General features: G+C 53.6%; 21 protein-coding genes and 7 pseudogenes. 25 read left to right on the forward strand and 3 right to left on the reverse strand.

Annotation, left to right across the window (positions count from 1 at the left end; all coding sequences use genetic code 11):
* Positions 1-13 precede the first annotated feature (13 nt).
* The 25 genes and pseudogenes from AABM55_RS29045 to AABM55_RS29160 all read left to right on the forward strand — a co-directional run bounded on the left by AABM55_RS29045 (position 14) and on the right by AABM55_RS29160 (position 20,958).
* The gene (locus tag AABM55_RS29045; protein WP_103314782.1) at positions 14-448 is read left to right on the forward strand and encodes a DcrB-related protein; all 435 of its coding nucleotides are present in this window, start codon (positions 14-16) and stop codon (positions 446-448) included.
* 236 nt (positions 449-684) lie between these two features.
* Positions 685-1,272 (forward strand): hypothetical protein, encoded by a 588-nt coding sequence (locus AABM55_RS29050; RefSeq protein WP_347928386.1) that lies wholly within the window; start codon positions 685-687, stop codon positions 1,270-1,272.
* A 115-nt stretch (positions 1,273-1,387) separates the two neighbouring features.
* A complete protein-coding gene (locus tag AABM55_RS29055; RefSeq protein ID WP_347928388.1) occupies positions 1,388-1,987 on the forward strand; it encodes a hypothetical protein in 600 nt (199 codons plus the stop codon).
* A 41-nt stretch (positions 1,988-2,028) separates the two neighbouring features.
* Positions 2,029-2,310: a hypothetical protein gene (locus AABM55_RS29060; protein ID WP_347928389.1), complete on the forward strand. Its 282-nt coding sequence runs from the start codon at positions 2,029-2,031 to the stop codon at positions 2,308-2,310.
* Between the two features lie 96 nt (positions 2,311-2,406).
* Complete coding sequence (locus AABM55_RS29065) at positions 2,407-6,804, forward strand: RHS repeat-associated core domain-containing protein (RefSeq protein ID WP_347928390.1); 4,398 nt, start codon at positions 2,407-2,409, stop codon at positions 6,802-6,804.
* A gap of 33 nt (positions 6,805-6,837) precedes the next feature.
* Complete coding sequence (locus AABM55_RS29070; RefSeq protein WP_347928391.1) at positions 6,838-7,485, forward strand: hypothetical protein; 648 nt, start codon at positions 6,838-6,840, stop codon at positions 7,483-7,485.
* 197 nt (positions 7,486-7,682) lie between these two features.
* Positions 7,683-8,552: an SEL1-like repeat protein gene (locus AABM55_RS29075; RefSeq protein WP_347928392.1), complete on the forward strand. Its 870-nt coding sequence runs from the start codon at positions 7,683-7,685 to the stop codon at positions 8,550-8,552.
* Positions 8,553-8,596: 44 nt separating this feature from the next.
* A pseudogene (locus AABM55_RS29080) lies at positions 8,597-9,394 on the forward strand (RHS repeat-associated core domain-containing protein); the annotation flags it as partial.
* 92 nt (positions 9,395-9,486) lie between these two features.
* A complete protein-coding gene (locus AABM55_RS29085; protein WP_347928393.1) occupies positions 9,487-10,077 on the forward strand; it encodes a hypothetical protein in 591 nt (196 codons plus the stop codon).
* A gap of 103 nt (positions 10,078-10,180) precedes the next feature.
* Complete coding sequence (locus AABM55_RS29090) at positions 10,181-10,654, forward strand: SMI1/KNR4 family protein (RefSeq protein ID WP_347928394.1); 474 nt, start codon at positions 10,181-10,183, stop codon at positions 10,652-10,654.
* Between the two features lie 207 nt (positions 10,655-10,861).
* A pseudogene (locus tag AABM55_RS29095) lies at positions 10,862-11,803 on the forward strand (type IV secretion protein Rhs); the annotation flags it as partial.
* Positions 11,804-11,846: 43 nt separating this feature from the next.
* Positions 11,847-12,074, forward strand: coding sequence for a hypothetical protein (locus AABM55_RS29100; protein WP_347928395.1), 228 nt, complete (start codon positions 11,847-11,849; stop codon positions 12,072-12,074).
* 8 nt (positions 12,075-12,082) lie between these two features.
* On the forward strand, positions 12,083-12,571 hold the full coding sequence (locus AABM55_RS29105; RefSeq protein WP_347928396.1) for a contact-dependent growth inhibition system immunity protein: 489 nt from the start codon (positions 12,083-12,085) through the stop codon (positions 12,569-12,571).
* A 35-nt stretch (positions 12,572-12,606) separates the two neighbouring features.
* Entirely contained in the window at positions 12,607-12,810 is a 204-nt protein-coding gene (locus tag AABM55_RS29110; RefSeq protein ID WP_347930094.1) for an SMI1/KNR4 family protein, read from the forward strand.
* A gap of 39 nt (positions 12,811-12,849) precedes the next feature.
* Positions 12,850-13,884 (forward strand): annotated as a pseudogene (locus AABM55_RS29115) (RHS repeat-associated core domain-containing protein); the annotation flags it as partial.
* A 310-nt stretch (positions 13,885-14,194) separates the two neighbouring features.
* Positions 14,195-14,671, forward strand: a complete 477-nt coding sequence (locus AABM55_RS29120; RefSeq protein WP_347928397.1) for a hypothetical protein — start codon at positions 14,195-14,197, stop codon at positions 14,669-14,671.
* Between the two features lie 44 nt (positions 14,672-14,715).
* Positions 14,716-14,859: pseudogene (locus AABM55_RS29875) on the forward strand (RHS repeat-associated core domain-containing protein); the annotation flags it as partial.
* A gap of 60 nt (positions 14,860-14,919) precedes the next feature.
* Complete coding sequence (locus AABM55_RS29880) at positions 14,920-15,255, forward strand: HNH endonuclease (protein ID WP_367576142.1); 336 nt, start codon at positions 14,920-14,922, stop codon at positions 15,253-15,255.
* Between the two features lie 15 nt (positions 15,256-15,270).
* On the forward strand, positions 15,271-15,576 hold the full coding sequence (locus AABM55_RS29130; protein ID WP_347928399.1) for a hypothetical protein: 306 nt from the start codon (positions 15,271-15,273) through the stop codon (positions 15,574-15,576).
* A gap of 147 nt (positions 15,577-15,723) precedes the next feature.
* Positions 15,724-16,382: pseudogene (locus AABM55_RS29135) on the forward strand (RHS repeat-associated core domain-containing protein); the annotation flags it as partial.
* A 438-nt stretch (positions 16,383-16,820) separates the two neighbouring features.
* Positions 16,821-17,144 carry a 3-hydroxydecyl-ACP dehydratase gene (locus AABM55_RS29140; protein ID WP_347928400.1) on the forward strand — a complete coding sequence of 108 codons (324 nt, stop codon included), beginning with the start codon at positions 16,821-16,823 and terminating at the stop codon, positions 17,142-17,144.
* A 157-nt stretch (positions 17,145-17,301) separates the two neighbouring features.
* On the forward strand, positions 17,302-18,171 hold the full coding sequence (locus AABM55_RS29145; RefSeq protein ID WP_347928402.1) for an SEL1-like repeat protein: 870 nt from the start codon (positions 17,302-17,304) through the stop codon (positions 18,169-18,171).
* A gap of 77 nt (positions 18,172-18,248) precedes the next feature.
* Positions 18,249-18,659 (forward strand): annotated as a pseudogene (locus tag AABM55_RS29150) (RHS repeat-associated core domain-containing protein); the annotation flags it as partial.
* Between the two features lie 776 nt (positions 18,660-19,435).
* Positions 19,436-20,506, forward strand: a pseudogene (locus AABM55_RS29155) (RHS repeat-associated core domain-containing protein); the annotation flags it as partial.
* A complete protein-coding gene (locus AABM55_RS29160; protein WP_347928403.1) occupies positions 20,500-20,958 on the forward strand; it encodes a hypothetical protein in 459 nt (152 codons plus the stop codon). The pseudogene AABM55_RS29155 and the gene AABM55_RS29160, both read left to right, overlap by 7 nt.
* A 136-nt stretch (positions 20,959-21,094) precedes the next feature.
* Here AABM55_RS29160 and AABM55_RS29165 read toward each other — a convergent pair whose 3' ends face one another.
* From AABM55_RS29165 to AABM55_RS29175, 3 genes are all read right to left on the reverse strand, one after another.
* Positions 21,095-21,370 carry an HU family DNA-binding protein gene (locus AABM55_RS29165; RefSeq protein WP_003195589.1) on the reverse strand — a complete coding sequence of 92 codons (276 nt, stop codon included), beginning with the start codon at positions 21,368-21,370 and terminating at the stop codon, positions 21,095-21,097.
* A 188-nt stretch (positions 21,371-21,558) separates the two neighbouring features.
* Positions 21,559-22,707 (reverse strand): NAD(P)/FAD-dependent oxidoreductase, encoded by a 1,149-nt coding sequence (locus AABM55_RS29170; protein WP_054594750.1) that lies wholly within the window; start codon positions 22,705-22,707, stop codon positions 21,559-21,561.
* Positions 22,708-22,741: 34 nt separating this feature from the next.
* Positions 22,742-22,912 (reverse strand): rubredoxin, encoded by a 171-nt coding sequence (locus AABM55_RS29175; protein ID WP_054594751.1) that lies wholly within the window; start codon positions 22,910-22,912, stop codon positions 22,742-22,744.
* Positions 22,913-22,956 lie beyond the last annotated feature (44 nt).

The following is a 22,956-nucleotide window of genomic DNA, read 5'->3' on the forward strand; positions in this document are numbered from 1 at the left end:
AGAGCTGTGTTCCATGACCTACCGAATCAATGAATTCCAGTTCCAGCTGCCGGAAAGCGAGTTACTGGACGCGTCGATCAACATCCTCAAGTTCGCCGAACTGGGCACTTCGCTGATCGTCAGCCGCAGCTTGCTGGCCGACGGCGAAACCCTGCAAAGCAACTTCGACGACCAGCTCAAACGCCTGGAAAAACAAGTGCAAGACTTGCGTTTTCAACCGGGCGTCGCCGTGCGCCTGGGTGCCAACCAGGACGTCGAAGGCATCGAGTTGCGCAGCCAGTTCAACAAGGGCAACGACAAAGTCTTCCAGTACCAATTGGCGCTGGTGTTGCCCGGCACCCGCAAAATGCTCGCCCTGAGCTACGTGAAGGCCGAAAAACTCGGCGATGCCGAAGCCGCGCATTGGGCGACCATCAAGAATTCGCTGTTGTTCGACGTTCCGGCCTGATGAGCACCCTGCATGTCTGACGCACTCTGGGTCAACCGGCCGTGCGCAGCGGTGACCGCACCTTGCTGCGGCTGATAAACATCTGACCAAAACACCAGCAGGTAAAGCCTTGGATAAACCTATAAAAGCCGCCAACAAAGCCAGAGTCAAAGCCGCCGCCAAAGGGGTCAGTAAAGGCAGAGGAGGCCGTTGCTCATGAGTGATTCGTTAATGATTACTAAAGTGGAGTGAGCCCCATGGCCAAGCGCATAACCTGGAAGGAAGGCGATTTAGTCAGCCTCAAACTGCGAGACGATTTATATACCGTAGGCCAGATGATCAAAAATTCCGTCATGCGCTTTTACGACGTGAGAAGCGTGAATGGAATCTGGAGCGATCTCGTGCTGGACGACAGTAAAATTCTGTTCAGCGGTTTTGTAGGGAAGGTCGTTACCCAACGACTTGCCGTCGAAAAACTACAGCCTGCGACTCCACTGGTCCTGTCAGACCACGAACGTTACTGGTTACGACCGCACGTTAACTTTGAGGGCGGTTTCCCCTTTCGCGGTGCCGACCTGATCGATACCGGCAAAGACTGCGCTATCGATTACAGCTTGGCACCCGTGCGTCAAAAAGAGCTGAAACTTTCAAAAAATCGCGACGCTATTGAACAGTATGAACTTACCAACATGTGGGGGGACGAAGACTTGAGCGACAGATTGTGCCGCTATTTCGATACTGGACTTAACCGTGACGATTTGAAATTTGAAGTATTTCCGGGGCTGTGGACGGATCGTGAGAATCTGCGACCTTTAACCCGACGCTTACCTGTACCACTAAGATAAAGAGCAGCGTTTAATTCACAGCTGGTGGTAACAGCTATGAAGGCGCTTGATCAACTGCCTTAAACGCCTGGCAAGCCTAAATGCGTCACTTGAGTTTTTATTCGGAATAACGAACATGAGCGCGTTAGAAAAGGCACTAATAGAGCTGCGCCGTATCCACAAGAAGTTCCAGTTAGAGGGCGGCTTCGAAAAGAATGGCCAAGTCAACGCCACATGGCCGCAAATGCTTGAACGCTCTGTCGAAACTGATTTTTTCTATGACAACTACGAGCCTGTGGGTGTAGAGATAGAGACAGGTTTGACTCCGATACGTTTTTTTGATCTGAACATCCTTGAAGAGGACCAAGTGGGCTACAAGTGGGATGGCAATTCAAACAAGTCGCAGCTCAACCCACACTGGCCAGCCAGTTTTGTAGTATTTATGGATGATATCGGAGGCGGTAAACCTGTCATCGCTGTTACCAACATTGAGGGCACACCTGTATTTGCCAGCGGTGACGTGACTTTGCCTTTCAAAATTGCCGATTCATTGGCTGATTTCTTTTTCGCTTTTGCCAAGTTGATTGAGGTTGTCCACGGAAAATTCGAAATCTTTGAGATCTATAACGATGATGACGAGCTTTCCAGCAAGTTCGTGAAATTAGTCACAAAGGAAGTCAGTCCCCTGCTTGGGAAAGAAAATTTCGAACTGTTTTTTGATTATTTTTATGGTTAATCTTCAGGTCATGAATCTGACCCGGCCAATGAGCGCAGAAGATGGAACAACTGGAAGACGATTACCCTGGCGATGCCGAATGGCAAGTGCTTGTGCAGTTATATGAAGAAGACTATCTCGACGACGACGCCCGCACCCTGGCGAAACGACTGGATGGCAACCTCGATATGGCGGTCATTCTCTACGGTAAAAGAGGGCTCAAGGAAGGATTGTGGTGGATCGAACAGCAAGTGCCCGCCCTGGATAACATACGGCCATCCGATTGCCTCAAAGATCCGAAGCTGATCAAACGCCTTAGAGCCGCGCTGATGCGCATGCCGTAACCAACAAGGAGAACGGTGCAATGGAAGGCATACAATTGCGCAACAAGCACAGCGATTGTGCGGCGGCCAGACGCTTGCGTCGGATGAACATCCCGTATGTCTGACGCACTCTGGGCCGCCCGGCTGGGCGATGCACTCGACCACACCTCGATGATGGCCGACATTCTTGGCGGTGTGCTGGAGGTGGCGGCGAACATTGCGATTACCGCGCTGGCCACCGCTGCCGTGGTCGCGGCCACCGGCATCACCGTCGTCACCGGCGGGCTCGGGTGCTTCCTGCTCGGCGCGGTGGTGGGCACCATCGTCGGTCTCGCCATGAGCAAGACCGGGGCCGACAAGGGTTTAAGCAACCTGTGCGAGAGTTTCAGCAATTCGCTGTTTCCGCCCACGGTGCAGGCGACGATTCTCACCGGTTCCACCAACACCCTCACCAACAACATTCCCGCCGCCCGCGCCGCCGGGGCGATTGCGTCCCATGTCGCGCCGGCCGGTACCGAGCTGGAGACACCCGAGCCCGAAGCCGAGCCCAGCTATCTGGACATGGCCGAGAGCTTCTTCTCCCAGATGTGGCGCCCCACCGTCGCCACCCCGGCGCCCGGCGCGGTGCCCAAGCCGCTGGACCTGGTCACCTGCATGAAGCATCCGCCGATGCCGCCGCAGTTTCTGGCCGAGGGCTCGGACAAAGTCACCATCAACGGCCAACCGGCCGTGCGCAGCGGCGACCGCACCACCTGCGACGCCAAGGTGGTGGGTTCCGGGCTGATCTCACCCAACGTCACCATTGGTGGCGGCTCGGTGGTAGTGCGCGAGATCCGCAGCGGCAAGACCCCGGGCGTAGGACTGGCGGTCACCGCGTTGCTGATGCTCAAGGGCGGCAAAGGCAAGTTCTTCAGCAAACTGCCATGCATGCTGATCGGCGGCGCGACGTCGATGGCCGTCAGCAGCGCCATGAGCGCGATGGCCAACGCGGCCATGGGTTCGTCGAACCCGGTGCACGCCGCGACCGGGGCCAAGGTGCTGGGGGGCGACGATGAGCTGGACTTCGTGCTGCCCGGTGTCTTGCCGATGGATTGGCAGCGCTTCTACAACAGCCGCGACGAGCGCCGCGACGGGGTGTTCGGCGCGGGCTGGAGTGTGTCCTACGAAGTGTGCGTGGAAATTCTGCCTCACCCGGAGGGCGGGGAAACGCTGGTCTACACCGATGAACAAGCCCGGCGCATCGACATGGGCTCGATTCCTCTGGGCGGCGCGGTGTTCAGTGCCGGTGAAGGGCTGAGCGTTCGACGGCACGTTAATGGGCAGTTGTTGATTGAAAGCGATGACGGCGTATACCGTTTGTTCAATCCAACGCCGGGCAATACAGCGCTGCTGCGCCTTGATCAATTGGGCGACCGCAACGACAACCGCATCTACCTCGACTATGACGAAACCGGACGATTGTCGCGCCTGCGGGATACTTTCGATCTGGTGCAGGTCGAGCTGATTCATGAAGGCGGTCGCGTGGCTCGGGTGGAACGCCTGTACCCCGACCAACGTCGCGAAGTGCTCGTCAGCTATGGCTACGATGCAATGGGCAATCTGGCCGAGGTGCGCGACGCCACCGGCCAGGTGCAACGGCGCTTCAGCTACGACGCCGGGCGGAGAATGGTCGAGCATCAATTGCCCACGGGGCTGCGATGCTTCTATGAATGGGCGTTAGTTGAAGACCTTGAATGGTGCGTGGTCCGCCACTGGACCGACGAGGGCGATACTTACCGGTTCGACTATGACCTAGTCGCCGGTGTCACGCGCATCACCGATGGCTCGCAGCGCATCAGTACACGGCGCTGGAACACCCAGCACCAGATCACCGAGTACACCGACAACCTCGGCCAGACCTGGCAGTTCGAGTGGAACGACGAACGCCAACTGCTCAGCGCCACCGACCCGCTGGGCGGGCGCTACGAATACAGCTACGACGACGCCGGCAACCTGATCGGTGAAACCGACCCGCTGGGCCGCAGTGACTCGACCCTATGGCTGGAACACTGGGCCTTGCCGCTGGTGGAAACCGATGCCGCCGGCAACAGCTGGCAATATCGCTACGATCAGCGCGGCAACTGCATCGCCGAGACTGATCCGCAGGGCCATGTCACCCGCTACCGCTACGACACCCACGGCCAGGTCGTCGAGATCATCGACGCCACCGGCAAAAGCAAAAAACTGCGCTGGAACCCGTTCGGCCAACTGATCGAACACATCGATTGCTCGAGTTATCCGACGCGATTCAGCTACGACAACCGGGGCTATCTGCAAACCATCACCGATGCCCTCGGCGAACGCACTCAGTTCAGCTACGACGCCCAGGGACGGTTGCTCAGCAGCCAGTTGCCGGACGGCCGCACCGAGCAATATCAGCGCGACGTCAGCGGCCAGCTGACCGGTTATACCGACCCGGCCGGGCACACCACGCTCTATCAACATAACCGTCGCGGCCAGGTACGCCAGCGCACCGACGCCCATGGCCGGCAGGTGCAGTTCGGGTACGACAGCTATGGGCGACTGCAAGCGCTGACCAATGAGAACGGTGAAAGTTATCGGTTCGCCTGGGATGCTGGAGACCGGCTGACCGAACAACAAGACCTCGACGGCAGCGCCAAGCGCTACACCTATGACCTGCTGGATAACGTCGCGGCGGTCACGGCGATTCCGGCGCCTTACGGCAACGGTCTGGCCGTCGTCCCCGAAGCACCGCCGGCCCCCATCGTTCATCGTCTGGAACGCGACGCCGTTGGCCGGCTGATCGCCAAAGTCACCGACGATGGCCGCACCGACTACAGCTACGACCCACTGGACCAGCTCACCGCCGTCACCTTCACCGACAACCACGGCAACGCACAAACCCTGAGCTTCGCCTACGACGCCCTCGGCCAGTTGCTCGCAGAACAAAGCACGGCCGGCAGCCTGCACCACCACTACGACGAACTCGGCAACCTGATCCAGACCCAACTGCCCGACGGCCGCTGGCTCAATCGCCTGTACTACGGCAGCGGCCACCTGCACCAGATCAACCTCGACGGCCAGGTCATCAGCGACTTCGAACGCGACCGCTTGCACCGCGAAGTGCTACGCACCCAGGGCCAGATCAGCACCCGCAGCGAATACGACCGCAGCGGCCGCTTGCGCTCACGCCAACGCCGCCACAGCAGCCAGCCTTCGCTGCTGCCGGCAGCGGTGCAAAAGCACTTCGAGTACGACCCCGCCGACAACCTGATCGGTAAACTCGACCAGCAACCCGCCGCGCAACACCGCCAACTGCTGCACTACGACGCCACCGGCCGCATCATCGCCAGCCAGGACAGCCCGCACGGCCAGCGCGAAACCTTCGCCTACGACGCCGCCGCCAACCTGCTGGACGGCCCGCAACCCGGTGCCGGGCTGGTGGTGCACAACAAACTGCTGACCTATCAGGACAAGCGTTATCGCTATGACGCGTTTGGCCGGCTGATCGAAAAACGCAGCGCTAAACGGGGCCTGCAACGCTTCGCCTACGATGCCGAAAGCCGGTTGATTGAAGTGCGCAACGAAAACGGCAGCGTGGTCAGGATGACCTACGACCCGCTGGGCCGACGCATTGAAAAAACCGAGCACGACACCCACGGCTACCCACTCGGCGAAACCCGCTTCACCTGGGACGGCTTGCGCCTGTTGCAGGAACATCGCCATCAGCAGACCAGCCTCTACCTCTACGAAGACGAAGGTTACGAACCCCTTGCCCGCGTCGACGGCACCGGCCCGCTGCAAAAAATCCGTTACTACCACAACGACCTCAACGGCCTGCCGGAACAGCTCACCGAAGCGGACGGCCACAACGTCTGGCAGGCGACTTATCGGGTGTGGGGCAACACGTTAGAAGAGGTGCGCGAGCCGTACTACATCGAAGAGCAGAACCTGCGGTTTCAGGGGCAGTACCTGGACCGGGAGACGGGGCTGCATTTCAATACGTTCCGGTTCTATGATCCGGATGTGGGGCGGTTTACTACGCCGGATCCGATTGGGTTGGCGGGGGGCATTAACACATATACCTATGCCGACAACCCGTTTGGCTGGGTGGACCCATTAGGGCTGGCCACATGTGGCGGCGGTCAAAAAGTCCACGGAAATAGTCACTCAAGTAAGAACCCTAATCACGTCTATGTCATCGTTGATACAAAAACCGGAAAGATGATGAAGCCGGGGATAAGCGGACGACCCATGAATAAAAACGGTACGTCCCCCCGCGCCAACAAACAAGTAAACGCGCTGAATATAAACCAACCTGGCCGCTACAAGGCGGTTGTAGTGGAGAAGAACAAGACCCGATTACAAGCCAAGGCTACCGAACAAAAAATCACCGACAAACATGCGGCCAGAAATGGGGGTGACATGCCTTCGCCTATACACAAAAATCCATTACCACAGGTTGACACAAGAGATGGCTACATTAAATTATACGGCACGCCTGATAACCGCTAATTTTTGAAAGCGAACACAGCAATGAATCTGAATATGCTCATCCTGCAAGAAAGCGACTCGGCCATTCTGCCAGAGAATGTCCGTATTCGTTGGTTAAGCCACCCCATTACGCAGATATTTATGGCGTTGCTGCCAAAGATAGAAATCAACGGAAGCAGTAAAATAGTCGTGGAATTGGGTCCGAGGGGCGAGGAGGATTTATTTGATAATGTGCTAGGCGTGACTAATATCTTTATTGAAGATTTCGATTTCAAAGCTTTTTTGTCACTAGACCGCTTCACCCAGAATACCAAGCTGTTAGAAGAGTTAAGTAACGCGCTCATTACCATCGCCACAAAAAAAGTCGAAAACAAAGAAGTCGTCAGTGTAATAAATGCCACTCGCAACGCGGTGAAAGAGACTCAATTCCAACTGACAACTCAAATTAAAAAACTCTCAAAAAGCAGCAAAGACAAAAAACAAAAAATCGATGTTTTTAGACTTTTAAGCCCTGAAGTTGGCGAGAGTTGGTATTGCGAAATAACCAACTCACAACATTCGACGGAAGAGAAAACCTGGATGAATGACATCCCAAGCTTTATTGACAGGAGTGATTATTTTAAAAGCGCAGAAATAAAAGACGATATTTATATTGTTAAAAACCGTTTAGGCAAGATTGTTTTCGAAATGCCGTTGTCGTGACCTAATGGACAGAAGAGTGAATTCTTCTGAAAATACGGACAAAACCATTCAGGCAGGGTCAATTCGCGCACGAAAGCTGCGTATTCCGTGAATAATGCGCACGCGGAGTGCGCAGCGCGAACGTCGTTATTAAAGTTTGAGACTCGATCTCCGACTGGAGGGTTCGCAACGTCATATCGACCTAGGCAGATATTCTGATGAGCAAATATTTATCGACACTTGAAATCGACTCCCCTACGGAGCGCCTCCAGACTCACAGCATTCGAGAGGCAGCCGTACTCTACGTTTATCTCCTTGCTACTAAGTGCAAGCTACCTGCTGGCGGCATTTCCAAAATAATTCTTCAGCAAGCTCCAGTCGAAGCGGAGAAAACGCTTCTGGATGTTTGCACCTACTCTCATCCATTCAAACACCTCGATAAGCTACCTGCGGACGCTACGGACAGCGCCATTCGCCAGTCGTTAATCGAGGACATTAACGAAGCGCTTTTGTCACTGGCGGCGCTCAAAGGGTGGGATACCGACCCGATACATAAGCTCCAAGCTGAAATCATCAAACGTGACTATCGGTTCTCAGGTACCTCGGGACGCTCACTAAAAAACCCGTCCAAAACGCTCACTGCAACGGCTGCTTGGCGCGCGGATCAATACATCAACATCGGCGTCCTGGTGCAGGGTTCAAAAAACACGCCTGAAGCATTTTTCACAGCCACGCGAATCAGCGTCGCGCTGGGTCTTTTTGAGTCGTTGCTAGGGCCTGCTGAATGGGTGAACGATCAAACTGTTCGGCTATTCCAGGTAAACAAACGCGATTATTGGGAGATTGATACCACATCCCAAACGGTGGAATTTCACTTTCCCCGAGCCGAATCCGGTGATGCCCACGGTCAATATGACTTGGCGAAAATGTACCTTGATGGATGGATAGTCGAGCAGGACTTTGAACGAGCCAGACAGTGGCTGGAACGCTCAGCCGCTCAAGGTTTTTCCCGCGCAGTAAAGCTTTTGCAGCGAATGAATGATGGCGATGAAAACCTTGCCGATCCGGTGATGAACAGCAAGAAATAAACCAGCGGGCGATACTTCAAGCGCCCTCTGCTGCTCCTGGTCGGATTGAAGTGCGCAACAAAAACGGCAGCGTGGTCAGGATGACCTACGACCCGCTGGGCCGACGCATTGAAAAAACCGAGCACGACACCCACGGCTACCCACTCGGCGAAACCCGCTTCACCTGGGACTGCCTGCGCCTGTTGCAGGAACATCGCCATCAGCAGACCAGCCTATACCTCTACGAAGACGAAGGTTACGAACCCCTGGCCCGCGTCGACGGCACCGGCCCGCTGCAAAAAATCCGTTACTACCACAACGACCTCAACGGTCTGCCGGAACAGCTCACCGAGGCAGACGGCCACAACATCTGGCAGGCAACTTATCGGGTGTGGGGCAACACGTTAGAAGAGATACGCGAGCCGTACTACATTGAAGAGCAGAACCTGCAATTTCAGGGGCAGTACCTGGATCGGGAGACGGGACTGCACTTCAATACGTTCAGGTTCTATGATCCGGATGTGGGGAGGTTTACGACGCCGGATCCGATTGGGTTGGCGGGGGGAATCAATCTTTATCAATATGGATATAACCCCGTAGGATGGGTGGACCCATGGGGTTGGAGTTGTGTCCAGTTCAAACGCTGGAAAAGAGGCGACGCTATTGATAAACCTCTGCCTAACGGCAAAGCTGCTGCATGGGACGTAGTGAGATCAAGGTATTGGAAGAATCGACACGAAGCCTCGAAAACTTCAGGTGAATTCAGTCCAGCCAATATGAGCCGAATGAAGCGTGGCTCGGCCCCCTTGGACGCAAACGGAAATTCGATGGAGTTGCACCATCACAACCCTCAACGCAATGGCGAAGTCGGCGTGAATAACCCGCGAAATTTACGTGAAGTCACACGGGAACAACATGCCGAACTTGATGAGTTCAGACATCTAGGAACCAAGTAATGACTGCAATAGAAATCGTGAAGCAATTTGTCGAAGCATCCATTTCGCCAAAAGAATTCGAAGAGAAAATTCATTCAAACTCATCAATTGAAGAGCTACTAAAAAGCGAGAAAAATTTACCAGCTTATGTGGCAGAACCGGACCTATACACATACGCCATTAGTCAAAATTATGAAAACCTTGAATCCATATATAACACCCAAATTCTTCTAGCTGACTTTTTAAACAAGAAAAATATACCCCACAAGATCGAAAAAAAATATGAAGAGCTATTTAACCTAACGCTAAAAGTTCAGCCAAAATGGTTGTCCCTACCATCAGACTATCTATCCAGCCTCATTAAAGACAAGAAATCACTTAGCACCAAAGAGTTGCAACTATGGTTAAAGAAACAGATAAAAAGTGATTTTCGCTCTCTGAAGACACCACCTAAATGGCTCCAAAACCCCGAATGGCCTATACAGGATGGAAAACCAATGATTTTTTTGGGGCAACTCGATATTAGTGATTTAAGCCATGACAACTCTCAGGCGTATTTATTCTTTGATGAAATCAAAAGAACGTTCCATACGATCACACAATCTTGCTGAACAGTATTGACATTGAAAAATGTAGAATTAGACCATCCTCGGCGCCGTGCTGGCGGCGGCCAACAGCGTGATTTCAAATTAAATAGTTCCATTGGGATGAGTGATGATCGAAAACAAATTCTCAGATGACGAAACTGCTATTATCTCAGCGGATCTGGATCATCTGGAATCCACTATCGGAAAGAAACTACCGCCCCACTTTCGAAACCATTACCTCAAGTACAACGGCGGCATGCCGGAACGAGCTTATTGGGTCAGCGAAGACTTTTTCGACCCCATCGAAGTCGCCTCTTTCAGGCCGATTACCTATGGTGAACCCACGCTGCTGTCCACCTATCAGTTGATGCTGAAGAAACAAGTTCTTCCTGCACATCTCCTTCCTTTCGCAGACGACCTGGGCGGCAATTTCTTTTGCTTGAACCTTGATTCGGGAGCCATCAGTTATTTCACGACTGACACGTTTGATAGTGACCTTAGCCCGGAAGAGAACCAGGCTGAATCCGAGAAGCCTATTTGCTCGAACTTCCTCCGTTTCGTTCAAGGACTGATCGATGAGGATGATGTGGACGAGGAATAAATGAGCGAACGCCACAGGGCTTGCTTCGAAACGCAAATCCTGTGGCGAGGGAGCTTGCTCCCGCTGGGCGGCGAAGCCGCCCCAAAACAGGCTGACGCATTCTCCAGATAAACCGCATCAGCCGGCTTACGACGGCTGCGCCCCCGAGCGGGAGCAAGCTCCCTCCCACGGATCGCCTACACCTCAAAAGCAGGCATGTAACCCGCCTTCACCGACCTGCAAGGCAACGCCCAGCCCCTGAGCTTCGCCTACGATGCCACCGGCCAGTTGCTCGCCGAAAACAGCGCCGCCGGCAGCCTGCACCACCACTACGACGAACTCGGCAACCTGATCCAGACCCAACTGCCCGACGGCCGCTGGCTCAATCGCCTGTACTACGGCAGCGGCCACCTGCACCAGATCAACCTCGACGGCCAGGTCATCAGCGACTTCGAGCGTGATCGCCCGCACCGCGAAGTGCTGCGCACCCAGGGCCAGATCAGCACCCGCAGCGAATACGACCGCAGCGGGCGCTTACGCTCACGCCAACGCCGACACAGCAGCCAGCCATCACTGATGCCGGCCCCCGTACAAAAACATTTCGAGTACGACCCCAATAACAACCTGATCGGTCGCCTGGATCAACAACCCACCGGCCAGCATCGGCAATTGCTGCACTACGACGCCACCGGCCGCATCATCGCCAGCCAGGACAGCCTGCACGGCCAGCGCGAAACCTTCGCCTACGACGCCGCCGCCAACCTGCTGGACGGCCCGCAACCCGGTGCCGGGCTGGTGGTGCACAACAAACTGCTGACCTTTCAGGACAAGCGTTACCGCTACGACGCCTTTGGCCGGCTGATCGAAAAGCGCAGCGCTAAACGGGGCCTGCAACGCTTCGCCTACGACGCCGAAAGCCGGTTGATTGAAGTGCGCAACGAAAACGGCAGCGTGGTCAGGATGACCTACGACCCGCTGGGCCGACGCATTGAAAAAACCGAGCACGACACCCACGGCTACCCACTCGGAGAAACCCGTTTCACCTGGGACGGCTTGCGCTTGTTGCAGGAACATCGCCATCAGCAGACCAGCCTCTACCTCTACGAAGACGAAGGTTACGAACCCCTGGCCCGCGTCGACGGCACCGGCCCGCTGCAAAAAATCCGCTACAGAGCAGGTGTTGATAAGGCCTTTTGATGCAAGTGGTAAGCCTGTGAACTATCGTGTAAGAGTCGATAATATGGTTAAGCAGACAAACTCACCACCGAGGTTAATTGATGCCAAAGCCTCCACAACGGCTGGTTATACTAAGAACCAGAAAAAGGGCTACCCGCTGATACTCAAACACGGTGGGACGATAGAAAGTGGTTCGTTCAAAGGCACCGCCATCAAGGCTTCTACCGTCGAACGTAACGACCCACAAACAATTTCCAACTTGTGAGCCCCAGCATGCAGAAACACGACGCGATAATTTTCGAATGCAACGATAACTACTATATTATCCAACGATCAAAGCAAGCCCCCGATGCAGCTATTAGCGCTAGCGAAAACGTCGCACTGACAAAAAAACTGAATAGGGCGACTACGGATGAAGAGATCGGTTCAGCTGTTATTGAAGCTATCAATAACTATGGGAAAATCGCACCAGAGTTCTCGCCTTGGCAGCTCAAGGAGCTACGTGCCCAGCTATGTAAATGGACAGAATCCAAAACTTACCCTTCCCTGATGAGAAACAGCCGCCTGATTTCCGTTGAAAAGGACTTCCAGCACGAATCAGTTTCTGTTATCCCCTTCGACAACTTCAATATTAATGCATGGGAAACGCTGCTGGAGGCCAAAGCTATAACACTGCCCATGACTCCTACAAATACTGAGGTCGGAGAAGCTGTCAGGAAGGCTTTTGAAATAGCGACCTATCACCCTCAAAAAAATAATTGATAATTTCCGCCCTGATAAATAAAAACCAACAACGATTGAACACGTATTCTCGAAAAGACGAAGCCGCGATTAGCCCAGTAGATATCGACAATCTTGAGTCGACGTTTGGAAAGAAGCTATCTCCCTCCTTTCGAGATCACTACCTCAAGTACAACGGTGGAATTCCAGGGCGAACCTATTGGCTTGGTGGAGCTTTTGACGAGCCTCTGGGGTTGCCGCCTTCAAGCCCTTGGGATTGACCTTTGGGGCCAGCTACCGGGTCTGGGGTAATATGCACGGCCGGTAGTCTGCAACACCACTACGACGAACTCGGCAACCTGATCCAGACCCAACTACCCGACGGCCGCTGGCTCAATCGCCTGTACTACGGCAGCGGCCACCTGCACCAGATCAACCTCGACGGCCAGGTCATCAGCGACTTCGAACGCGACCGCCTGCACCGCGAAGTGCTGCGCACCCAGGGCCAGATCAGCACTCGCAGCGAATATGACCGCAGCGGTCGCCTGCGCTCACGCCAACGCCGACACAGCAGCCAGCCCTCGCTGCTGCCGGCAGCGGTGCAAAAGCACTTCGAGTACGACGCCGCCGCCAATCTGCTGGACGCCCCGCAACCCGGTGCCGGGCTGGTGGTGCACAACAAACTGCTGACCTATCAGGACAAGCGTTATCGCTATGACGCGTTTGGCCGGCTGATCGAAAAACGCAGCGCTAAACGGGGCCTGCAACGCTTCGGTTACGACGCTGAGAGCCGGTTGATTGAAGTGCGCAACAAAAACGGCAGCGTGGTCAGGATGACCTACGACCCGCTGGGCCGACGCATTGAAAAAACCGAGCACGCCCCCCACGGCTACCCACTCGGCGAAACCCGCTTCACCTGGGACGGGCTGCGCCTGTTGCAGGAACATCGCCATCAGCAGACCAGCCTCTACCTCTACGAAGACGAAGGTTACGAACCCCTGGCCCGGGTCGACGGCACCGGCCCGCTGCAAAAAGTCCGCTACTACCACAACGACCTCAACGGTCTACCGGAACAGCTCACCGAAGCGGACGGCCACAACGTCTGGCAGGCGACTTATCGGGTGTGGGGCAACACGTTAGAAGAGGTGCGCGAGCCGTACTACATCGAAGAGCAGAACCTGAGGTTTCAGGGGCAGTACCTGGACCGGGAGACGGGGCTGCATTTCAATACGTTCAGGTTCTATGATCCGGATGTGGGGAGGTTCACCACTCCAGATCCGATTGGGTTGGCGGGGGGAATCAATCTTTATCAGTATTCGCTGAACCCGTTTACCTGGATAGACCCTTGGGGTCTGAAAACCTGTTACCACAAAATAACAAAAAGCGAGATTAAGAAGTTACGAGCAAATTTTGATAAAAAAGGCGGCGCTAAACAGAAATTTTTGAAAAAAAAGTCCAAAGATCCCAAGTCACTCCAGCGCTATGGTCAGGCTGGCGCGGACAGAATGAAGAAAGGCCTGGTTCCTGATGGCTTTGATGTACATCATAAAAGGCCAATTTTCAGGGGAGGCAACAATCGTCAAAGTAATCTTGTTCTCATTGACAAGGCCTACCATAAAGCCAATAGCAAGGCCCTACATTGATATCCTGAAGGGGGAAATCCATATGGACTCAATTAAAAGTACACAGCGTCAAGTCTGCAAGGAAATCTTTGAACTGAATGCGCAGCAGCAAAGCTTCGTCTTGCCACTAGTCGAAAAGGGTCAACGCTTCATAATGATAGAGTGCCCCTGCTGCGGCTCCTCTACGCAATACGTCAAGACTGCGGATAGTGCTCAGAATCAGAATCAAGACATAAATTATCGATGCCCTATTACTCAATGCGCAGGATGGGTAGATTTGATTGACACCCATTCGCCGCCACTCTTGGGATGCGGTGAATGCGGCAGCGTTTGGTATGAAGAGAGCAATTTCCAAAAAGAAATTACCGAAATTGTCGCCCGTCATCCTTACAGAGCAGGTAGCTATGAGAAAATTAATGGTAAATGGCTGCCTGCCACCTTAAGTTCAGAGCCTGCAAATTACGAAGAACTCGTCCAGAAAGAACCGCCTGATGAAAACGATGAATTGGTACGAGGCTGATTGACTAATCGATGGTCGTAAAAGAGTAGAACCCGCGGTTTCAGGGGCAGTACCTAGACCGGGAGACGGGACTGCATTTCAATACGTTCAGGTTCTATGATCCAGATGTGGGGCGGTTTACTACGCCGGATCCGATTGGGTTGGCGGGAGGGCTGAATTTTTACAGTTATGCTCCAAACCCACTGACCTGGATAGATCCGCTTAGACCATACAATGGTGAAGTATCTCGCGACCTAGGGAAATATCATGTGTTCCATGAGCACTCACTGAACGCGTCCGAATACAAAATGACTGACGCAGAGCACTTTAGCCGCGCAAATGAATCTGTTTACAAACGAATGCAAACAGATCCGGACTTTAAACGTCAAATGCAGACTAAATACCCTGGTGCTGTAGAGCATGTGCAGCCACGGCCGAATGGGACGTTTAGAGGAACATCCCCAGCCAATATGACTTGGCATCATGGAAACAAACCAGGTTCATTACAGCTAGCCGACTTCAATGATCATAAAACGCATCATAAAATCTACCACCCTGATGGTAAAGGCGGTCGAAATAAATGGGGTGGCGGTACGAAATGTTGAAAATAAGGAGCACTTATGATAACCATTAATGGCTTTGACGAACTTCTGCAAAAATGTAATGACCTACCCAATGTCGGCTGGTTATATGTGGATACTGATTTTGATTTGGAGTCAAAAAACGACATCCTAAATAAAAAATATTACCTTGCAGAAAATGACGACGAAGAAATGGAGTTTGATGACAAATACGGAACATTCCTTGAGTCTCCAATACTCAAAGCGATCATTGAAAATAAAATAGAACATCATCCGAACTCCAGCAAAGAAGAACTGCTGAAAGCAGTTACTTATTATTTGGAAAACGATGACTTTCTAGAATAGATTAGAAAAAGAGCCGGAAGAGCCAAACAACTTCCGGCTCTATTTTTTAGCGAAAACCATAACATGCATGTTTGGATAAAGAACGGGAATGAGCTTTTCTACCGAGAGACCGGGCTGCACTACAACACGTTCCCGCTTTATGATCCGGACAAGCGTTACCGCTATGACGCCTTTGGCCGGCTGATCGAAAAACGCAGCGCTAAACGGGGCCTGCAACGCTTCGGTTACGACGCTGAGAGCCGGTTGATTGAAGTGCGCAACAAAAACGACAGCGTGGTCAGGATGACCTACGACCCGCTGGGCCGACGCATTGAAAAAACCGAGCACGACACCCACGGCTACCCACTCGGCGAAACCCGCTTCACCTGGGACGGGCTGCGCCTGTTGCAGGAACATCGCTATCAGCAGACCAGCCTCTACCTCTACGAAGACGAAGGTTACGAACCCCTTGCCCGCGTCGACGGCACCGGCCCGCTGCAAAAAATCCGTTACTACCACAACGACCTCAACGGCCTGCCGGAACAGCTCACCGAGGCGGACGGCCACAACGTCTGGCAGGCTACTTATCGGGTGTGGGCAACACGCTAGAGGAGGTGCGCGAGCCGTACTACATTGAAGAGCAGAACCTGCGATTCCAGGGGCAGTATCTGGACCGGGAGACGGGGCTGCATTTCAATACGTTCCGGTTCTATGATCCGGATGTGGGGCGGTTTACGACGCCGGATCCGATTGGGTTGGCGGGGAGATTTAATCTCTATGTTTACGCACCTAACCCCTTTACTTGGATAGACCCGTTGGGGCTAGCCTGTGGTCCAGCCACCAGGCAGAACTCAAAAGGGAGATGGATCGATGCCAAGGGCAAATTTGCGAATAAACCTAATGTCTCCAAACTTCCGTCGCTGAAAGGGAAATCCGTGCAACAGGTGGAGAAAATCCTCCGGCAAAACGGCTATACCAGAACGAATCCAGCAAATACCCGGAACCAGCGTTGGGTACACTCTGATGGTTCAGAAGTCCAGATTCATGCCTATGGGAATACGACCCCCACACCGTTCAAAGGATCGAACAATGCTCACAGTCACAAATCATTAGGTAGACATGGAAACCCAGGCACCACTGAATTAGCTAATGACGGAAAAACAGCCGTCAGCACTCATTCCTCGGAAGCGCACATCGGAATGAAAAACCCGCCAGATTACCCAACGGTTTCGGGCAGACCTCACGGAAGTTAGAAGGTAACCATAATGTCGGCAGAGTTTATATTGTCTTTTAAGGATACAATCTGGTACACGACCAATCTCAAAGAGATAGTGCGAAAAATCACCAGCCTTAGAACTTTTTCCAAGAGCTTGCAGGAAAAAGAATTCCGACTGATGGGCACCGAGCCCAGAAGTCCGGGAGATTGGAACTACGACGTCCGTCTCTTCCTAGAAAAAGAACGTATTTTTTTGGAGATTAGCGCTCACCCTTCCAGCATCGAGAATGACCTGTCTGCTTTTTTCGAGTGGATCAGGTCTCATACCGAAATTGCTATTGATGATGAGGATGGAGTGCCCTCAAACTGGTAGTAGATTAGGAGGAATATCTCTACCGTTGACTACAAAAAACGGGGCTTAAAGATGGCGTTCTGTCCAAAGCGAATGAACCCAAGGCCAAAGGCATTGGCACCAGGTTATTAGGTCCAGTGGGTAACTCACTGCCAAGCGCGACGAGATAGATATTCTGATGAGCAAATATTTATCGACACTTGAAATCGACTCCGCTACGGTGCGCCTCCAGACTCACAGCATTCGAGAGGCAGCCGTACTCTACGTTTATCTCCTTGCTACTAAGTGCAAGCTACCTGCTGGCGGCATTTCCAAAATAATTCTTCAGCAAGCTCCAGTCGAAGCGGAGAAAACGCTTCTGGAAGTTTGCACCTACTCTCATCCATTCAAACACCTCGATAAGCTACCTGCGGACGCTACGGACAGCGCCATTCGCCAGTCGTTAATCGAGGACATTAACGAAGCGCTTTTGTCACTGGCGGCGCTCAAAGGGTGGGATACCGACCCGATACATAAGCTCCAAGCTGAAATCATCAAACGTGACTATCGGTTCTCAGGTACCTCGGGACGCTCACTAAAAAACCCGTCCAAAACGCTCACTGCAACGGCTGCTTGGTGCACGGATCAATACATCAACATCGGCGTCCTGGTGCAGGGTTCAAAAAATACGCCTGAAGCATTTTTCACAGCCACGCGAATCAACGTCGCGCGGGGTCTTTTTGAGTCGTTGCTAGGGCCTGCTGAATGGGTGAACGATCAAACTGTTCGGCTATTCCAGGTAAACAAACGCGATTATTGGGAGATTGATACCACATCCCAAACGGTGGAATTTCACTTTCCCCGAGCCGAATCCGGTGATGCCCACGGTCAATATGACTTGGCGAAAATGTACTTTGATGGATGGATAGTCGAGCAGGACTTTGAACGAGCCAGGCAGTGGCTGGAACGTTCAGCCGCTCAAGGTTTTTCCCGCGCAGTAAAGCTTTTGCAGCGAATGAATGATGGCGATGAAAACCTTGCCGATCCGGTGATGAACAGCAAGAAATAAACCAGCGGGCGATACTTCAAATCCCCCTCTGCCGCTCCTGATCGGTTTGAAGTGCGCAACGCAAACGGCAGCGTGATCGCCATCAGCAGACCAGCCTCTACCTCTACGAAGACGAAGGTTACGAACCCCTTGCCCGCGTCGACGGCTCCGGCCCGCTGCAAAAAATCCGTTACTACCACAACGACCTCAACGGCCTGCCGGAACAGCTCACCGAGGCGGACGGCCACAACGTCTGGCAGGCGACTTATCGGGTGTGGGGCAACACGTTAGAAGAGGTACGCGAGCCGTACTACATTGAAGAGCAGAACCTGCGATTCCAGGGGCAGTACCTGGACCGGGAGACGGAGCTGCATTTCAATACGTTCAGGTTTTATGATCCGGATGTGGGGCGGTTTACGACGCCGGATCCGATTGGGTTGGCGGGGGGGCTGAATCTCTATCAATATGGACCGAATCCCTCATCTTGGATTGACCCTGCTGGCCTGAGCACTTGCGGTAGCGGAAAAGGCTATAAATTCTCATTTGGTTCCCTCCGGCACATACTAAGAAGGCACTCGCCACACGTTAGACCGCCTAAGCAACTCCCTTATTCTGCGATGAAACCAAGCAGACAAAAGGGTTCTTTGTTTCCGGCAGGATGAAGTAATAGAGATATTGCCAAGGCCACCAAAGACGTTGCCAACACCCCATCAAACCAAGTAATTTCCAATAGAGAAGGGTTCTATGGAAAAGTATTTGAGGGCACGTCAACACAAAATGGAGTAACTCAAAAAATCCGCGTAATCACTGACCATGCAGACCCACACATAGGTGGAACAGGACCTGGGGTCATAACATCCAGCATCCCAATAGAATAGTTGAGGCCATCATGAAATACACAGTATGCGAGAATTGCTATGCAAATTACGACCCCAAACTTAATAGATGCCCTGATTGCAACACCTCACAAGGACGGCTCGACGACGGAACAATTGCTTTTAACGAAGCCACCCGAAAAGAAATATCAAATCTCGGCGGAATAATCTGGAATATAATATCTATCGACTCTAAACAGCATATCTTGCCCTGTGAGTGGGGGGTAATTTATTTTCACAGTGAAACTGGCAGACACTGGAGTTACCTATGCGGCATTGTTGACAAAGTTACGGTCAACCAATATATAGAAGTAGCCCATGGGAACATTAAAGATTTTCTGGAAATCACTAGCGGAAAACTTATAAAAAGAGAGTCAAGTTCATAAACATGACGCCCCCACGAATCCGATGATGCTAATGGCCGAATCATCACTAGCCAGGACAGCCTGCACGGCCAGAGCGAAACCTTCACCTACGACGCCGCCGCCAACCTGCTGGACGGCCCACCACCCGGCGCCGGCCGACTGCTCGAAAAGCGCAGCGCTAAACGGGGCCTGCAACGCTTCGCCTACGACGCCGAAAGCCGGTTGATTGAAGTGCGCAACGAAAACGACAGCGTGGTCAGGATGACCTACGACCCGCTGGGCCGACTCATTGAAAAAACCGAGCACGACACCCACGGCTACCCACTCGGAGAAACCCGCTTCACCTGGGACGGCCTGCGCCTGTTGCAGGAACATCGCCATCAGCAGACCAGCCTCTACCTCTACGAAGACGAAGGCTACGAACCCTTGGCCCGCGTCGACGGCACCGGCCCGCTGCAAAAAATCCGCTACTACCACAACGACCTCAACGGCCTGCCGGAACAGCTCACCGAAGCAGACGGCCACAACGTCTGGCAGGCGACTTATCGGGTGTGGGGCAACACGCTGGAGGAGGTGCGCGAGCCGTACTACATTGAAGAGCAAAACCTGCGGTTTCAGGGGCAGTACCTGGACCGGGAGACGGGGCTGCATTACAGCACCTTTCGTTTTTACGACCCTGATATTGGACGTTTCACCACGCCTGACCCCATTGGGCTGACCGGCGGCTTGAATCTGTATACATATTCTCCGAACCCCTTTGGCTGGATAGATCCATGGGGCTGGTCGTGCTGGAGTACAGCACGGAAAAAATTCTGGAAGGAAGAAGCAACAACCAATCCGTCGCGCTACTCAAAAAATAACCTGGCACGTATGAAGGGCGGTTCGGCTCCTCAGATGAAAGTGGAATTTATTAACCGCAAAACAGGCGCGGTTGAGGAGCGAGTTGTTTCAATGGAGCTACACCATCGTGACATACCGCAACGTACAGGCGGTACCGGCGTCCATGATTCGAAAAATCTTGATGCGCTAACACCGTGGGAACATGAAGCAGCAGATCCCTTCAGGCATACCGGATATGATCTATCCAAAATAATCACGGGAATCGACAAATGGTAAACCTTGAAGACGTTAAGTCATTCGTAGAGAGCAACCGCTATCAAACAACACTGCTTGATATTAAAGAACACTTGAATCTCGACATTAACGAAGGTCAACCTTCGGACAATCTTTTCCAATACGACGCCAATAAAATTAATGTTGCCAATGTAGAAATTGAAGCGCTAGAGCGCGTTATTGACCAAGGAAAAGTAAGCCTTGCAGCCTTTATGGAGGCAAAACTATCGAAGCTCAAACAAACCGCGCACGAGCAGGAAGGAAATCAGGGTGAGGACAAGATAATCAAGGTCCTGCCCTTCTATAAAAATTTCCTGATTATCTATTTACTTGAATTGTACTTCCTAGAATATAATCCGAGCGGCCTGGATGTTTACTTGAAAGGCATACGCATTCCTAACAGTAAAAAATATAAAGATCAGCTTATTGCGATCTACACTGCTTTGGATAATTAAAACAAGCCGATTAAATAATGTTGTTCAGTGCCTCGTGAGTCATGCCCGACGCCAAGGCTAACAAAAATGGGCACCCGACCCAGTCGGCGTGCCCATTTTTTTTACCGCCCCACCTCCCTTCGAGACGGTACCGCTCTTACGGGTTGACGCTGTCTTTGAGCGACTTGCCCGGCTTGAACGCAACGGTGTTGCTGGCCTTGATTTTCACTGGCTCACCAGTTTGCGGGTTCTTGCCGGTGCGCGCGCCACGGTGGCGTTGCAGGAAAGTACCGAAGCCCACCAGGGTGACGCTGTCTTTACGGTGCAGAGCGCCGGTGATTTCTTCGAGGACGGCGTTGAGTACGCGGTTAGCCTGTTCTTTGGTGAGGTCAGCCTTTTCAGCGATTGCTGCGGCGAGATCTGGTTTACGCATGAGTGAAGCCTCTTTGACGGTTTTTTGTTGTTATGTCCGTGCTGTTCTTCCGGAACAGCGCCCAAGGCGCCGCAGGCTCTACTCTGCGGCAGACGGAGTGAGGATGGCATGCGGTTACGAGCGGCGCCAGTCTCGGGGCGACCTTTGTAGAGGCAAAAGCGGGGTGATTCCGACAGAACGACCGGTATTTACGCCAAAAGCGCCGGAAGCTCCTTGTTTAGAGCCAGTTTCTCCATCACTGCCGCCCCGGTGAGCGCGTAACCCAACAATTTTCCGCTGGCATCACGGCACAGCGCCTTGATGTCGGCGCCCTGCCCTTCGACGGTCCAGGCACCTTCAAAACCCCGTGGTGGCGGGGAAACCACCAATGGGCAGACCGGTGTTTTCACGGTAATCGGCATCGCACCGTAGCTGACCGCTGTCGGGTTGCCGGCCAGGGTTTGCGCCAGCGCACGCGCACAACTCATCAGGGGCATCACGTACAGCAAATTCAGCCCATCGACCTCGGCGCAGTCGCCCAAGGCATAAATATTGGCGTGTGAGGTCTTCAGATGACGGTCAACGACCACACCGCGGTTGATCTGCAAGCCGGCAGCGGCCGCCAGATCGATGCGCGGGCGCAGGCCAATGGCGGAAACCACGACGTCGCAGGGGATCACCTGGCCATCGGACAAATGCCCTTCGAGCCCGTCATCGGTGCGTTGCAAGCTATTGAGTACCGGGCCGAGGTGGAACTGCGCGCCCAGGCTTTCCAGACCGGCCTGCACGGCTGCGGCGGCCGCCGGGTGAAGCAGCGTCGGCATGACTTGTTCGCACGGCGCGACCAGTTGCACCTCGTAACCACCGAGGATCAGGTCGTTGGCGAACTCACAGCCGATCAGGCCAGCGCCGAGCAACAACACCCGACGCTTGCCGGCCGCCGCTGCCCGAAAGCGCGCGTAGTCTTCGAGGTCGTTGATCGGGAAGATCGCCTCGGGCGCATCGCCCTGCACCGGCACACGCACGGTTTCCGCGCCCCAGGCGAGGATCAGGTCGCGATAGGCCACGGCTTCTTCGCCGATCCACAGGCGTTTGTGGCCCGGGTCGATGCCGCTGATGCGCGTATGGGTCCGCACCTCAGCCTTCAGCTGTTCGGCCATGGCGCCGGGCTCGGCCATGCTCAGGCCATCGGCGTCCTTGTTCTTGCCGAAACCGGTGGAGAGCATCGGTTTGGAGTAAGAGCGTCCGTCATCTGCGGTAATCAGCAGCAGCGGTGTTTCGCCATCGAGTTTGCGAAACTCCCGGGCCAGGTTGTAGCCAGCCAGCCCAGTGCCGACGATCACGACAGGTGCGTTCATTCCTTACTCCTCTTCAATTCATCAAAATCTGTGATCAGGCAGCGATTTCGATCATTTCGAAATCCATTTTGCCGACGCCACAGTCTGGACACAGCCAGTCTTCCGGTACGTCCTGCCACGGGGTTCCGGCCGCGATGCCGTCATCCGGCCAGCCGTCGGCTTCGTTGTAGATCAGCCCACAGACCACGCATTGCCACTTTTTCATTACTTGTTTCCTCAGGTTCTCAGGCTTTTACCGGCGCGAACGAT

It is taken from the genome of Pseudomonas helvetica, from assembly GCF_039908645.1.
GTDB lineage: Bacteria > Pseudomonadota > Gammaproteobacteria > Pseudomonadales > Pseudomonadaceae > Aquipseudomonas > Aquipseudomonas helvetica.